At 64.9% G+C, this 14,505-nt stretch carries 10 protein-coding genes and 2 pseudogenes; 6 read left to right on the forward strand and 6 right to left on the reverse strand.

Annotation, left to right across the window (positions count from 1 at the left end):
* Positions 1–61: 61 nt before the first annotated feature.
* Positions 62–721: a TNT domain-containing protein gene (locus C0J29_RS20015; protein WP_120793345.1), complete on the forward strand. Its 660-nt coding sequence runs from the start codon at positions 62–64 to the stop codon at positions 719–721.
* Positions 722–991: 270 nt separating this feature from the next.
* The gene (asnB, locus tag C0J29_RS20020; RefSeq protein ID WP_120793346.1) at positions 992–2,908 is read left to right on the forward strand and encodes an asparagine synthase (glutamine-hydrolyzing); all 1,917 of its coding nucleotides are present in this window, start codon (positions 992–994) and stop codon (positions 2,906–2,908) included.
* Positions 2,909–2,969: 61 nt separating this feature from the next.
* Here asnB and C0J29_RS20025 read toward each other — a convergent pair.
* Both C0J29_RS20025 and C0J29_RS20030 read right to left on the reverse strand, forming a co-directional pair.
* Positions 2,970–3,920: pseudogene (locus tag C0J29_RS20025) on the reverse strand (PE family protein); the annotation flags it as partial.
* Positions 3,921–4,077: 157 nt separating this feature from the next.
* On the reverse strand, positions 4,078–6,624 hold the full coding sequence (locus C0J29_RS20030; protein ID WP_120793348.1) for an excinuclease ABC subunit UvrA: 2,547 nt from the start codon (positions 6,622–6,624) through the stop codon (positions 4,078–4,080).
* Positions 6,625–6,908: 284 nt separating this feature from the next.
* Between C0J29_RS20030 and C0J29_RS20035 the strand changes: the two genes are divergently transcribed.
* The 3 genes from C0J29_RS20035 to C0J29_RS32905 all read left to right on the forward strand — a co-directional run bounded on the left by C0J29_RS20035 (position 6,909) and on the right by C0J29_RS32905 (position 9,095).
* Positions 6,909–8,189: an NAD(P)/FAD-dependent oxidoreductase gene (locus tag C0J29_RS20035; RefSeq protein WP_120793349.1), complete on the forward strand. Its 1,281-nt coding sequence runs from the start codon at positions 6,909–6,911 to the stop codon at positions 8,187–8,189.
* A 127-nt stretch (positions 8,190–8,316) separates the two neighbouring features.
* Positions 8,317–8,832 carry a GreA/GreB family elongation factor gene (locus C0J29_RS20040; protein ID WP_065042720.1) on the forward strand — a complete coding sequence of 172 codons (516 nt, stop codon included), beginning with the start codon at positions 8,317–8,319 and terminating at the stop codon, positions 8,830–8,832.
* Between the two features lie 80 nt (positions 8,833–8,912).
* The gene (locus C0J29_RS32905) at positions 8,913–9,095 is read left to right on the forward strand and encodes a hypothetical protein (RefSeq protein WP_133450068.1); all 183 of its coding nucleotides are present in this window, start codon (positions 8,913–8,915) and stop codon (positions 9,093–9,095) included.
* A gap of 138 nt (positions 9,096–9,233) precedes the next feature.
* Here C0J29_RS32905 and C0J29_RS20050 read toward each other — a convergent pair whose 3' ends face one another.
* Entirely contained in the window at positions 9,234–10,274 is a 1,041-nt protein-coding gene (locus tag C0J29_RS20050; RefSeq protein ID WP_162951352.1) for a hypothetical protein, read from the reverse strand.
* 127 nt (positions 10,275–10,401) lie between these two features.
* On the opposite strand from C0J29_RS20050, the pseudogene C0J29_RS20055 reads away from it, so the two are divergent.
* Positions 10,402–10,548: pseudogene (locus C0J29_RS20055) on the forward strand (SUMF1/EgtB/PvdO family nonheme iron enzyme); the annotation flags it as partial.
* Positions 10,549–10,564: 16 nt separating this feature from the next.
* Here C0J29_RS20055 and C0J29_RS20060 read toward each other — a convergent pair.
* The 3 genes from C0J29_RS20060 to C0J29_RS20065 all read right to left on the reverse strand — a co-directional run bounded on the left by C0J29_RS20060 (position 10,565) and on the right by C0J29_RS20065 (position 14,389).
* Entirely contained in the window at positions 10,565–12,799 is a 2,235-nt protein-coding gene (locus tag C0J29_RS20060) for a molybdopterin oxidoreductase family protein (RefSeq protein ID WP_120793352.1), read from the reverse strand.
* 40 nt (positions 12,800–12,839) lie between these two features.
* Positions 12,840–13,004, reverse strand: coding sequence for a hypothetical protein (locus C0J29_RS32910; RefSeq protein WP_162951519.1), 165 nt, complete (start codon positions 13,002–13,004; stop codon positions 12,840–12,842).
* 314 nt (positions 13,005–13,318) lie between these two features.
* Positions 13,319–14,389, reverse strand: coding sequence for a phosphotransferase (locus C0J29_RS20065; protein WP_120794854.1), 1,071 nt, complete (start codon positions 14,387–14,389; stop codon positions 13,319–13,321).
* Positions 14,390–14,505: the final 116 nt, after the last annotated feature.

The raw sequence follows: 14,505 nt of genomic DNA on the forward strand, positions 1-14,505 counted from the left end.
GCTGGGTAGCGATTTGCTAGTGTGCGTTTCAGTCTCAACAGCACCCTGAAGGAGTCCGTGGATGCGGCGCCAGTCCTTAATCATCAGCGCGCTGATCGCGCTCGTGTTGTCTCTTTTGTTTCCAGCCACTGCCAACGCGGACAAGCAATGCCCGGAAGCTGGGACCGGGGATGCCGCGGCGGAGAACTCCCAGCCCTTCCCCGTCCCCGACCCGTACTCCGGCAATTTGCTGGGACCGAACACCCTGCCCACCGGACCGGTGAAAAGGCTGCTGACCGACTACCAACGGCTCGGAACGCCAGCGCTACAACCCAAGGCCTTCCTCGACACGTTTTACGACCCCAACAGGGGCTGGAAGTGGCCGACCAACTTCGGCTTCGACGGACCGGCCGCGCCGTTCACGATGAAGAAGGGGCATCTGTTCGACCGGTTCGGGCAGCCCGATGAAGCAAACTTCCTGGCGAACGAAAAGCACACGCCGTTCGCTGCTCGGGCTTTGCCGCCGTCGTCGCTCAACACCTACAAGGGCTCGCCGGAAGCTAACTATCACGTCTACTGCGTCATGAAGGACCTGACGGTGCAGTCCGGCAAGATCAAGGGATTCGCCGGGCAGCCCGGCGGCGGCGTCCAGTACTTCCTGGGCAACACGAGGGTGAAGGACCTCCTCGCCGCCGGCCAGCTGATCGAGGTGGCGCCGAAGTACGGGCTCGAGGGCAACTAGCCGCACGGAACGGTGACGCGCCTATAGGACTCGCATTGCGGGTTTGGCACGTTAGCGCCAAATGACCTGTGCGACAGGATATTCAAGGCCAACAGAGCGTCGCGAGCCGTCAGACGTGCCCGTATAGCCCACCTCGACGCCGCTGCCGGCGAATGCTGAGATCCCCCGCGTTAGGCTCGAGTGGCCGCGCTGCCAGTTCGGTGGCGTGCGATCGCGCCGAGGCAGGAGATCGGCGCGTAACGACCGGGAAAGATTGCGGAGGGCACAACGATGTGCGGGATATTCGCTGCGATGACCCGCCGGGGTCTTCCGACTGAACGGTGCGATACCGCGCTCAAGCTCTTGGAACATCGTGGGCCGGATGGCTCCGGCACGTGGACATCGCGGGACGGGCAATGGACGCTCGGGCACACCCGGTTGTCGATCATCGGTCTGCACAACGGAAGTCAGCCGATGACGAGCCCGGACGGCGCGGTGCACCTGGTTGTGAACGGCGAGTTCTACGGTTACCGCGAGATCCGCGAGCGACTCCGTGCGAGCGGATACCACTTTTCGACAGCCAGCGACAGCGAGATCGCATTGCATCTGTATGCCGAGCGTGGCATCCAGGCCGCGACGCAATTGCGCGGCGAGTTCGCAGTGATCATTGCCGACGAACGCCAGCGCGCGATGTATGCAATCCGTGACCGCTTCGGTGTCAAACCCCTCTACTACGCGGCGGTAGACGGTGAGGTGTTCTTCGCGTCCGAGATCAAAGCGCTGTTGGCGCTCGGTGTGCCCGCTAAATGGGACCTCGAGGGCGCTACCGGAGGGTTCGGAAGATCCCACGAGACAACCGAGTTCGCCGGCATCAGTGCCGTGCCGCCGGGGTGTTATGCGATAGCCCGCGATGGTGATGTTCGCATCTACCCGTACTGGGATTGGGAGATCCCGACTGCCGATCAGATGCGGGCAGACTCGCGAAGTGAAGACGAGATCGTCGCCGAATTTCGTGAGGCGCTCCGGGATGCGGTGCGGGAGAGACTGGTTGCCGACGTCGAGGTCGCGTCGTATCTCAGTGGCGGCATCGACTCCTGTGCCGTCCTCGGGCTGGCCCAGCAGGAGATGAACCGGCCGATTCGCGCGTTCACACTCACCTTCGAGAACCCGCTCTACGACGAGGCCCGTGTCGCCGAAGAACAGGCCAAACGGGTCGGCGCCACGTACCACCCCATACCGATCACCGGGCGAGAGATTGCCGACTCATTCGCAGATGCGGTCTGGCATGCCGAAACTCAGATGTTCAACGGACATGGCGTAGCCAAATACCTACTGAGCCGTGCCGTCCGGGGTGCCGGCATCAAAGTGGTGTTCACCGGCGAAGGCGCCGACGAAATGCTGGGCGGGTATCCGTATTATCGCGTCGACGCGCTGAACAACGACGCGACACTGAGCGCCGACGAGAGACTGGCACTTCTCGATGAGATGCTCGGCGCCAACGCTGCGACTCGCGCGCTCATGATGCCGGATCGAGTCAGCAGCCAGGAAATGCAGGCGGTCGAGCGCAGGCTCGGCTGGCTGCCGGCAACGCTCAATGTCGGTGCGGCACAAACGAACAGCGTGGCACCGTTGCTGCGCGACGACCTTCCGGCCGCAGTGCGGGAGTTCCAGCCGCTGATCGCCGCGCTGGACCGCCTGCCGATCGCGCAGCGCGTCGCGGGTCGCGACCACCTGAATCAGATGCTGTACATCAACGCGAAAACGGTCCTGCCGAATTTCATTCTGAACTACCTCGCCGACCGCATGGAGATGGCGCACTCCATCGAAGGCCGGGTACCCTTCCTGGACCATCGTGTCGCCGGAGCCGCGGCCCGCGTACCAGTCCAGATGAAAGTCAAGGGAATTCGCGAGAAGCACGTCCTTCGCGAAGCGGCGAAAGACGTGTTGATACCGGAGGTTTACGACCGCCAGAAACATCCTTTCACGACGCCGCCGACCCGCGATCCGAACGATCCGATGCTCGTCTTCTACCGGGATACGTTTGCTTCGCAAGCGGCGAAGGATCAGCCGATCTACGACATGAAAAAGGTCTCCACGGCGCTCGATCAACTGCTCGAGTCCCCGGACGATCAGCGCATCGCGGTGGAGGGCGGTCTGCAGCGTGCTGCGAGCGTGGTTGTGATGCAGCAGCTCTTTTCGATGACATGAGGGCAGCGAGGAATCACGGCAGGCCGAGCTTGCGGCGTATGACGTCTAGGTAAGGCAGCGCCCCGCTCATGCCGCCGGCGCCGTTCGACCCGGTGGCGCCATCGGAAGTCGTTCCCGTGCCGCCGATCCCGCCCACGCCACCGGTACCGCCATTGCCGACCAGTGCGACACCGCCGCTGCCGCCAGTGGCGCCCGCTCCCCCGGTGACGCCGGTTCCGCCCACCCCGCCGCCGCCGCCGCGGCCGCCGTCGCCTATCAGCCCGGAGGGGCCACCCGCGCCGCCCGGCCCGCCGACGCCGCCGGTCGCCACACCGCTACCGCCCGCACCACCGAGTCCGCCGGTTCCGCCGTTGCCCCAAAGCCACCCGCCACTTCCGCCGATGCCGCCGGCCCCGCCGGAGGCAGCTGCGCCGGCAAGCCCGTCACCGCCAGACCCGCCGATGCCGCCATTGCCAATCAACAACGCGCTGCCGCCGGCGCCACCGCGCTGGCCGGTCCCACCAGTCCCCCCGGCCCCGCCGTTGCCGATCAACCCCGCGGCGCCCCCGGCGCCGCCGGCGCCGTTGTAGCCCTTGCCGCCGCTGCCGTACAACAGGCCGCCAGCCTGACCGTTCGGACTGACAGCGGTCCCGTTGGCGCCGTCGCCGATCAGCGGACGCCCCAGCAGCGTCAACGTGGGGGCATTGATCAGAGCTAGGACGTCCTGTCCGAAACTCTGCAGCGGCGAGGTGCTGGCGGCCTCAGCGGTCCCATACGCCTCCGCGCCGGCGCTGAGCGCCTGGACAAACCGTGCGTGAAACGCCGTCGCCTGCGCGCTGATCGTCTGGTAGTTGTGGGCGTGCGCGTTGAACAGGGCGACGATGGCCACCGAGACCTCATCGCCGGCAGCGGCCAACAGCCTCGTGGTGGCCGGCTGCGCCGCGGCGTTCGCCGCGCTGATCAACGATTCGACACTCGCCATATCTCCCGCCGCTGCGACCAACGCTTGCGGTGCTGTGACAACGAACGACATGGCCCCTCCTACTGACCGCAGTGAAAGCCAAATCAGCTTCACTGGAATCCCACATGCTACGCAGCAGCGAACTCGGCCGGGTCATTTCACAGAAGAGAGCTGGTGTCAGTCGCGAATTCCGGATCCGAGTCGAGGAGAAGTACGCGTCCTGACACTCTCAATCGACAGCCGACTGCGCCAGCCACTTCGCGAGATACGTTGCTGTACGGCTGTTTTCGGCGCTTGCCACCTTTCGTGGCGGGCCCGCCGCAATCACCTTGCCGCCATTGCTGCCGGCGCCCGGACCAAGGTCGACCACCCAGTCGGCGCCGGCGACCATGCGCATGTCGTGTTCTGCCACGACAACGGTGTTGCCCGCGTCGACCAGGCGATGCAGCTGCTCATCGAGCCGGTCCACGTCCGCGGGATGCAACCCGGTGGTCGGTTCGTCGAGAACGTAGAGGGTATGCCCGCGCCGGGGTCGTTGCAGTTCGGAGGCGAGCTTGATCCGCTGCGCCTCACCGCCCGACAGTTCGGTCGCGGGTTGTCCAAGACGGAGATAACCCAGTCCCACCTCCCGCAGCGTGGTCAGACTGCGCACAGCGCTGGCGACGTCGGCAAGAAACTCGAAGGCCTCATCGACCGTCATCGCGAGCACATCGGCGATCGTCCTGTCCCGATAGCGCACCTTCAGCGTCTCGTCGGAGTACCGCGCACCCCGGCACGCCGGACAGGTGCCGTATGTGCCTGGCAGGAACAACAATTCGACCGCTACGAACCCCTCCCCCTGACACGTGGAACAGCGACCGTCGGCCACGTTGAACGAAAACCTGCCCGCGGTCCAACCGCGTCGACGCGCCTGGGAGGTCGCGGCGAACTCGCGGCGCACGGCATCGAACAACCCGGTGTAGGTCGCCAACGTCGAGCGCGGCGTGCGCCCGATCGGGCGCTGGTCGACCATTACCAACCGGTCGATCTCCTCGACACCGTCGGCCTGGACACCCACACTCGCGTCGCGATCAAGGTCGATGATCCCGCCGTCGGCTTCGTCGTCGTCGGATTCGGCGGGCTCCGCCGCGCGTGCCGCTCCGAGATGACTGTTCACGACGTCGCCGAGGACCTTGACGACGAGCGTCGATTTGCCGGAACCGGACACTCCGGTGACGGCGGTATACAGACCCAACGGCAGATCGACGTCGAGGTCTCTCAAATTATGGAAGGAGATCCCGCGAAGTCGCAATTGTCCTGACTGAGTGCGGGGCTCACGCGGCGCCCGCCCAGGGCCGCCGAAAAGGTATCTGCGAGTGACCGATTCGTCGACCTCCGCGAGACCCGCTACCGGACCGCTGTAGAGGAGCTGTCCGCCAAGCTCGCCGGCGCCGGGTCCGACGTCGACGATCCAGTCGGCACGGCGGACCACGTCCATGTCGTGCTCGACCACGAACAACGAATTGCCCGCGCGCCGTAGCCGATCGAGTACATCGAGCAGTGGTTCGGCGTCGGCGGGATGCAGACCGGCGGACGGTTCGTCGAGCACATAGAGCACGCCGAACAGGCCGGCACGCAGTTGGGTCGCCAGCCGCAATCGCTGCAATTCACCGGGCGAGACCGTCGGAGTGCGGCGACTGAGCGTGAGGTAGCCGAGGCCCAGATCGATGAGTATCTGAAGGCGTGCGACCAGGTCGGCGGCAATCATGGTCGCCACTTCCGTGAGCTCGCCGGATTCCGTCGACTCGTACGCGGCGGCGGCATCGCTCCGAGATGCCGTCGGACGCAGCGTCTCTGTCAAATCGGTCAACGGCATCGCCGCGTAGTCGGCGATGGTGCGCCCGGCGAATGTCACCGCGAGTGCTTCGGGCCTGAGCCCGGATCCGTCGCACACCGGGCAGTCGACGCTGTCGACGAACTGCAGCACACGGCGACGCATCTTCGCGCTGTGCGAGTTGGCCAACGTGTGCCGAACATGACGCTCGGCGCTGGAGAACGTGCCGTTGTAGTAATAATCGGCCTGCACGGGATGCTGCGTCGGATCGATCTCGACTGTTGGCTGCTCATCTGTGAACAGGATCCAATTGCGTTGCCGCTTAGGGAGTTTCCGCCACGGCTTGTCGATGTCGTAGCCCAGCGTAATCAGGATGTCGCGCAGGTTCTGCCCCTGCCAGGCCCCTGGCCACGCTGCGACAGCTCCCTCCCGAATGGTCAGCGACGGGTCCGGCACCAGTGTCTCTTCGGTCACCCGGTGGACTCGCCCCAGCCCGTGACATTCCGGGCACGCCCCGACCGCGGTGTTAGGGGAGAAGGCGTCGGAGTCCAGTCGTTCCTTGGCTCCCCGCGGATAGGTTCCGGCGCGGGAGAACAACATCCTCAGCAGATTCGACAAGGTGGTGACCGTGCCGACCGTCGACCGCGACGTCGCCGAGCCACGACGCTGCTGTAACGCGACTGCAGGCGGCAGCCCGGTGATGTCATCCACCTTTGGCGCGCCGGTTGGCAAGAGTAGGCGACGGGCGTACGGAGCGACCGATTCGAAGTAGCGGCGTTGGGCCTCGGCATAGATGGTCCCGAACGCCAACGACGACTTTCCGGATCCGGAGATGCCGGTGAACGCGACCAAGGCGTCGCGAGGGGCGACGACGTCGATTCCCCGCAGATTGTGAACCCGCGTCCCGTAAACACGCACGCAAGGGTCTACGTCATCCGTGCTTCGGTAAGTCGTATCAGTCATCGTGTCTGTCATCGCGCTCAGACGAGTACCCATGCTGAGGGACTAGGAACACTCTTTGTAGAAGCAGCTGACGCCTGGTCGGGGGGCAGTGGGGGTACTGACGGTGGCAATGGAATCGGCTTGCATGCGGAACCCGGGCTGGCGCGAGGCATAGGACGCGGCCGCTTGCTTGTCGGTCAGCGACAGCGGGCAGCAGGCCGATTGTCGGAAACGGGCAACCCGTTGAGTCGCATTCGCAGCCAACCTGGAGTTGTCTAGCCAGTTTGGAACCGCGGAGGTGTGGAGTGAGTGGTTTCGGGAGCATCGACGGCGGGCCGCGCTCAGCGGTCGTCGTGGGTGCGGGCATCGTCGGGTTGTCGACGGCCTGGTTCTTGCAAGAACGCGGGGTTGAGGTCACGGTGGCGGACCGTATCGGCGTGGCGGCCGGCGCGTCGTGGGGCAACGCCGGATGGATCGCGCCGGGATTGACCATCCCGCTGAACTCGTCTGCCACGCTGCGCTCCGGGCTGCGTGCTCTGTTCGATCCGGCATCTCCGCTGAGCATCCCGCTGACCCCAAACCCTGCCTTGGCTGGCTTCTTGACCCAATTTGCCGCCAATTGTCGGCGGTCGAGCTGGAATCGAGCGGTGCGGGCCATCGCACCGCTCAACGAGGAATGCATTGAAGCGTTCGATGTACTGGTAGGCAATGGTGTCGACGTACCAGTGACGGATGCGCCTATCACAGCGCTGTTCCGCACCGCCAAAGATGCCGAAGTCATGATGGGAGAGCTTGACCAACTCGAAAAGTCCGGCCAGGCAACGTATATCACCCAGTTGGTGGGTGAGGCGTTGCGGGAACAAGTACCGCTGGCATCGCCCTTCATCACCGCTGGGCTGAATATCAACGGTCAGCGCTTCGTCGACCCCGGCCGCTTTGTGCACACGTTGGGCAGTGCGGTCGAGGAGCGTGGAGCGACGATCCGCAGGCTGGACGTCCGACGCGTGGTCGGTTCCGGCGGCGGCGTCTCGGTGTACCCCCGCACCGGGACGCCGCTGACCGTCGACGCCGCAGTCATCGCCACGGGAGCATGGCTACCGCGGCTGACCAAGGGCCACATACGTGTGCCTGTGCAGGCCGGCAGAGGTTACTCGTTCACCGTGCCGGTAAACCGCCCGGTCCCCGGCCCTTTTTATCTGCCGCACGCGCGGGTGGCGTTCACGCCGTACCACGGCGCGTTGCGAGTGTCGGGAACCATGGAGTTGCGCGACCCCGATGAGCCTGTGCGACCAGAGCGAGTCGACGCCATTGTCGCCTCAGCCGGCCCATCACTGGAGGGCGTGCGGTGGGGCGAACGAAGCGACATTTGGGTTGGTCCGCGCCCGGTAACCCCCGACGGCCGCCCGCTGATTGGGCAGATATCGCGCGGCATCTATGTGGCCGGTGGACATGGCATGTGGGGACTGACGCACGGCCCGGTGACCGGTCGATTGCTGGCCGAGTACATCACCACCGGCAAGCAACCCGAAAGCCTGCGCGCATTCGACCCGCTGCGACGAACAGGTGGTCCAGCGGTCGATCGGTAGCCAGGTCCTGCAGGATCACCACGGAATGTTCACCGCGCCAACAGGATAACGTTTTACCAGGGGCGACGCTGATGTTACAACTCGTCCCTGCGTAAATCTTTTGAACCCACGAAAGGATTCCATCGAAATGACTGGCAACGAACGAGTTTGGATGACGAGAAAGGCCTATATCGGCCTGCATATGCGGCTTGCGGCCCTGCGGGCAGGAGCTGACAGCGAAGTATCCACCGGGGAAAATGCCAGCGACATCATCGCGGCTGAGCATCAGGCTCGCCATGCACGCATCAGCCGTATTCACGACCTGATAGCCAACGCAATCGTCGGTGAGGATCCGCCAGATGACGGGCTGGCCGAACCCGGCATGGTGTTGACGGTCCGCTACGACGACACCGCTGAGACGGAGACGTTTCTGCTGGGTGTCCGCGGCGTCGAAGATGCTGACATCGAGGTGTTTTCGCCGCAGTCGCCGCTTGGCAGAGCGATCGTCGGAGCTCGCCCGGGTGACCGGCGATCGTATTACAACCCCGACGGTGTCAAGCTGTCCGTCACGTTGCTCGATGCGGCGCCCTACGGGACCTATGCATCGACAAGCAAACCCGACCAACCGGTTTCAGCCCGAGAGTCCGGGTCAGCCGCAGCGTGATCACTCGCATACGCGCGCGCATTACCAGTACACGTCTTCCCAGGCGTCGGCCAACAACGGACAGAGGAGGAGATGGCTACATGTCAACAATCACTGAGAAGCCCGCCACCACAGGCATTAGCCCGCTGACCGGGCCGCGCCGCGCAGGCGGCGACAGCCACGAGGATCTATCGTTCCGGCTGCGTGCCCTCCAGCGGTGGGAATCCGAGGGAGGTGCAGTGCATTCGGTTGACGAGATCTCGGCCGGCGGGTACCTGGGGTAGCGGCGGGCAGGAGGCTGACCGTCGCCTCCAGTCCTGACAGCGGGCGACGCGACATCCCCATCTCGGCCACCTTACGCAGGGTGGCGATCGGGGACACCTCGGTGATCCCGTAGGCCTGGAACGAAGCCGTGGGCAGCCCTACTGCCGCACGCTGTCTTCCAGGTGCGACGTCAACCCGAACTTCTCAGCGAGCGCCAGCCAGTCACCGCCGGAGACCACATGAGCAGAGCGTTCATTTTGCCTGGGCGCGTTTCCTCGCCACGTGAATCTGAATCGCGACCCGACGAGGTCGAGACACCCGATGGTCAGCGGCTGCACACCAGGAAGGCGCAGGACGAGGCCGGTGATCGCAGGGTAGTTATAGGTGCTTCCGTCGCCGCTCGTGACACTGTCGGGCTGGAAGACCGCCGGTGTCGCGGTGACCTGCGCACGCGACGCCGAGGCGGTGACCGCACCGCTGTCCGGGTCGATCAGCCGGATCGCATCATCGTCCATGTCAACGATCAGGCTCGGCCGCGAAAGCGACTGCTGATGGCGCAGGTGTTCACGGAAGGCAAACGACCCGAACTGCTCGGCCAGATACGGGTTGGGAAATAGCAAGCAGCGAGTCGGTTCCGCCAGTGCGGGACCGCGTACCTCCGCTCCCCCGAGGCTGCTGGCTATGGCGAGAAGCTCATCGAACTCTGACGACCACAACCACGCGTCGACGGCCGCAACTGGCTGGGCGTCCAGCCGTGTCGACGGACTGATCCGACGATCTCGTCCGCCGAGAACAAACCGGTGTGAACCTGATTCCAGGTGAAGCGCCACACCCATCGCCGCCCAAGGGCCCAGCTTTGCGTCAACGAATGAAAAGACCCTGGCCGGAACGTGATTGACGGTCAGGCCATCGCTCGTGACGTCCAGGAGAATTTTTTGGCGCGAACGCCACCACACATAGGCCAACCAAATCAGCGGAACCACCACGGCTAGGGCGATCACCGCACCCAAGCCCCACTGCATCCACGGTCTCAACGACCTGACCATGGTCAACGCAAAGACCGCCGCCGCCACCGCGGTGTATACGACGTAAAAGACTCCCTTTCTCTTTCCGGTGACGAACTCGTTCATTCGGGAAGAGACGGGCGGGGAGAATGCCACGAACTGGCGCGACACCGCCGATCGGTCGTTGACGCTCATGCTCAGAAGTATCCGGCGCCGCGCGGCTACCGAGCCCAACATTCGGGTCCCGCGGTGGCCTGGAACACGCGACGTACAGCTGGGCGACGAACCCGAGCGGCCGAGGCATCGTCTGGCTAACTACTGGCGCAAGGTGGTCAAGGGCGGCTCGTTCCTGTGCGCTGATAGCTACTGCCGGCCTTACCGACCGGCCGGCCGCAGACCGCAACCTATCGATACCGGCATGAGCCACATCGGCTTTCGCTGTATCGTGCGCCCACCATCGGCTGCGTGAGCGAAGCGCCTACTCATCAGCCCGCAGGGGCAATGTCGACCGGGATGCCGTTGAGCACAGCGGTGCCTGATAGCGGGTCAAGATGAGTGCCGTCGTTGAGTTGGTTGACGTTGACACCGGGCTGGCTTGCCGCGAGCTTCTGTCCCGTGCCGCCGCGATCGTGTCCCCACCCATGCGGCAGCGAGACGACGCCCCGCCGCATGGCATCGGTCACCTCGACCGGAGCAATGAGTTCACCGCCCGGGCCCTTGATCACCGCAATATCGCTGAGCCCGAGGTCGGCGGCGTCGTCCGGATGGATCCGCAGGGTGCAGCGGTTGGTGCCGCCTGACAGCGCCGGCACGTTATGCATCCAGCTGTTGTTGGAGCGCAGATGGCGCCGGCCGATCAGCATGAACGGGCCTTCGCGGAGGCCGACCGATTCGCGCAGCCGCGCCACGTCGGCGATCAGCGGCTCGGGCGCGAGTTCGATTCGCGCCGTTTGGGTTCGGAGTACCTCGGGAAGCCGTGGTTGCAACGGACCTAAGTCGATGCCGTGCGGCGCGGCCTTGAGCCGTTCCAGAGTGAGCCCGTCGGGGTTGGCGCCGAAGGCATCGCCGTAGGGCCCGAGCCGGAGCATCATGTCCAGGCGTCGTTCGTAGCCGGGGCCGGGGGCAAGCATCGCGGTCAATTCGTCGACCGCGCGCCCGGCGACGGGTGAGTCCGCGTCGGCGACCTCCTTGGTCAACGTCATCGCAATCACCTGATCGTCCACCAACGCGACGTCGCCGTCCGGTGCCAGGCCATAGAGAATCAGTGCGATGCGCGACAGGATCTCCGGCTCGTCGGGCCGTGCGTCCAGCGGCAGAGCTGGCGGTGAGTAGCGCACGTTGTTGTGCACCGCAAGGTTGTTGAGCGCGAAGTCGAAGTGGGCGCTCTGCGCCGGCGGGGGCGGCGGCAGGATCACGTCGGCGTGACGGGTGGTCTCGTTGAGGTAGGGGTCGATGCTGAGCATGAAATCAACGCTGTCGAGCGCGCGGTCGAGCCGATCGCCGTCCGGCGCCGACAACACGGGGTTTCCGGCGATCGTGATCATCGCCTTGATCTGACCCTCCCCCGCGGTGTCGATCTCCTCCGCGAGCGCGGCGGCGGGAAGCTCCGACATCACCTCGGGGTGGCCCGAGACACGGCTGTGCCAACGCCCGATTCGGAACCCTCGGCCCGGCTTCGGCGGGCGGGGTGTGGGCGCCGTCGCGCCGAGGGGGAACATCGCTCCGCCCGGTCGGTCGAGGTTTCCGGTCAGGATGTTGATTGCGTCTACCAACCAGCTGGCAATCGCACCGAATTCCACTGTGGAGGTACCCATTCGGCCATACACGGCCGCAGTCGGGGCCGCCGCTATCTCGCGGGCCAGCACGCGAATGTCATCAGCGGATATTCCGCAGTGCGAAGCGACCGCCTCCGGCGCGAATTCATCGGACAGTGCGCGGATTTCGTCGACGCCGTTGACGTGCTGCGCGATTCCGCCGAGGTCTTCTGCGACAAGGCCCTCTTCGAAAAGCGCGTGCACGATGGCGAACAGCAGTACGGCGTCGGTGCCGGGTCGCGGTGCGAGGTGGCGGTCAGCCAGTTCGGCCGTCCGCGTGCGGGCGGGATCGATGACGACGAGCTTGCCCCCGCGTTTACGCAGCGCACGCAGCTTACCGGGGAAGTCGGGGGCGGTGGCCAAACTGCCGTTGGACACCAATGGATTAGCGCCGATGATGACCAGATAGTCGGTGCGATCGAGATCGGGCACCGTGAACGCGACCGGGCTGCCGAACATCAGGCCGAGCGCGACGTGCTTGGGCATCTGATCGAGCGTGCTCGCGCTGTACACCTGCCGGGTGCCAAGACCGCGAATGACTAACGGCGAGTACAGGCTACCCGCGACGGTGTGTGCGCTCGGATTACCGAAGTAGACGCCGACGGATGGGCCGCCGTGCTCGCGAATAACCTCACCCAGGCGGTCTGCGACGACCGCGTACGCCTCCTCCCAGCTGGTTTCGGTCAGCACTCCCTCACGCCGGACGAGGGGCCCGGTCAACCGGTCGGGATCGTTATCGAGCTCGCCGAAGCTCGCGCCCTTCGGACAGATGAAACCCGCACTGAACACGTCATCACGGTCGCCGCGAGCACCGACCACCCTGCCGTCGACGATGGTCAATGTAAGGCCGCAGGTCGCCTCGCACAGCGGGCAGATCCGCAACGCTGTCCCGGTTTCTGCTGTCATGCCAGTTCCTTCCCAGGTCCGTTTTGGGCACTCTGGTCCTTCAATAGCAGCAACGAACGCTCCGTTCAGGCACCTCTCGGGACGGGTCGAAGACGATTCCGACGAACACGTCGATGCCCGCCGCGGCCAGTTCATCGAGGCGCTCGGAAACAGTCTCCTCGTCGCCGTTAATGGCCGCGCCCTCGGGTCCGGCGTAGCCCAGCATTATCCTGGCTGTTGTCAATGTGCTCGTCGGGTGGGCGACCTCCTGTGCTCGGCAGTCGGACACTCGTGCGCGCCACCCATCCAAGAAAAGTACGCAACTTCGCAGCACCTACCGCAGATCGGCCATCCATCGCTCACAGTGTCCGTTTTATGCGGTGCTCGAGCTGTGAAAGCACGTACGTAACTGTTAAATCACCTGTACTGCAATCAATTTGAGCTAATTGAAGCTTGCTCCTTGAACCCCTCGCGCAGCCTTCGTTGCCGCGTATTGGCCGAACAACGCTGCCGAACGGAGAAATGGCAAGTCGGGCCGCCTCACCCATCCGAAAGTCGTTGCGCCAAAGCCCACGCCATTCGCGCCAGGGCGCGGTAGCGGTCCCGGACCTCTGATGTGCCGGCCCTGGAGTCGGCCGCATTGCCATCGAGCCCGCGCCGCCACACGCCGGCGGTGATGGAGGCAAGGCGGAACATGGAGAACACGATGAAGGCGTCGAGCGACCGGGGTGGCTCCCGGTCCGCATGCCGACAGTAGCTCGCGACGAAGGCTTGCTCATCGGGTATGCCGGTGCCCGTGAGGTCCTGCCCCGCCACGCCTTTGGTGCCGCTGAATTCCGGCGAAAGATGGTAGGTCAGACAGGTATAGCCGAGGTCGGCCAACGGATGGCCGATGGTTGCCAGTTCCCAGTCCAAGACCGCGACAATCCGCGGCTCGCTGGGATGGATCAGGACGTTACCCAAGCGGTAGTCGCCGTGCGCGATGCACGCCGGCTCATCATCGGAGGGCAGGTGTTCTGGCAGCCATTGCGCCAGCATGTCCATCGTCGGCATGTCTTCCACGCGCGCGCCCTGCCACTGCCTCGTCCACAGCGCCACCTGACGCTGCAGGTAGCCCTCCGGCCGGCCGAACCCCTCCAGTCCTGCCGCACGCCAGTCCACACCATGCAGCGCGGCCAGCACCCGAGCGAGATCCTCGTAGATCGCCGCACGCTGCGCCGGTCTGCAGGTGGGCAAGGCTGGGTCGTGAAAGATGCGTCCGGGGACGTAATCCATGATGAAAAAAGCTGTGCCAATGACGGATTCGTCGTTGGACATCAGCCGCATGCGGGGTACCGGCACATCGGTGTCGCGCAACGCCGACATCACACGGTGTTCGCGTTGCACGTCATGCGCCCGCGGCAGCAACGTGCCCGGGGGCTTCTTACGCAGGACGTACTCGCCCTCGGCGGTGTGCAGGTGAAAGGTCGGGTTGCTCTGCCCGCCTTGAAACTGGCGAACGCTCAGTGGACCGTCGAAGCCCGGCAATTGGCCGCGCAGGTGCCGTGCGAGGGCGCCCTCATCAAAGCGGTGCGCCGGTAGCACCGGTACCAGTTCTGCAACACCGTCCATCGGTGCCACCTTACGTGTGTCATGCGGCTCCCTAGGGCGGTCGTCGTGAATGTGCCGCCGGACCGACCGGACGACTAGATGTTCGCCAAGAAGCATTCGACAAGGCGTCCCGCACT

The sequence above is a fragment of the Mycobacterium paragordonae genome (assembly GCF_003614435.1).
Lineage (GTDB): Bacteria > Actinomycetota > Actinomycetes > Mycobacteriales > Mycobacteriaceae > Mycobacterium > Mycobacterium paragordonae.

Bases quoted from the DNA above. Each gene is read 5' to 3' on its own strand.
- C0J29_RS20015 (WP_120793345.1), top strand. From the start codon at position 62: ATGCGGCGCCAGTCCTTAATCATCAGCGCGCTGATCGCGCTCGTGTTG.
- asnB (WP_120793346.1), top strand. From the start codon at position 992: ATGTGCGGGATATTCGCTGCGATGACCCGCCGGGGTCTTCCGACTGAA.
- C0J29_RS20030 (WP_120793348.1), bottom strand. From the start codon at position 6,624: ATGACTGATACGACTTACCGAAGCACGGATGACGTAGACCCTTGCGTG.
- C0J29_RS20040 (WP_065042720.1), top strand. From the start codon at position 8,317: ATGACTGGCAACGAACGAGTTTGGATGACGAGAAAGGCCTATATCGGC.
- C0J29_RS32905 (WP_133450068.1), top strand. From the start codon at position 8,913: ATGTCAACAATCACTGAGAAGCCCGCCACCACAGGCATTAGCCCGCTG.
- C0J29_RS20050 (WP_162951352.1), bottom strand. From the start codon at position 10,274: ATGAGCGTCAACGACCGATCGGCGGTGTCGCGCCAGTTCGTGGCATTC.
- C0J29_RS20060 (WP_120793352.1), bottom strand. From the start codon at position 12,799: ATGACAGCAGAAACCGGGACAGCGTTGCGGATCTGCCCGCTGTGCGAG.
- C0J29_RS32910 (WP_162951519.1), bottom strand. From the start codon at position 13,004: ATGCTGGGCTACGCCGGACCCGAGGGCGCGGCCATTAACGGCGACGAG.
- C0J29_RS20065 (WP_120794854.1), bottom strand. From the start codon at position 14,389: ATGGACGGTGTTGCAGAACTGGTACCGGTGCTACCGGCGCACCGCTTT.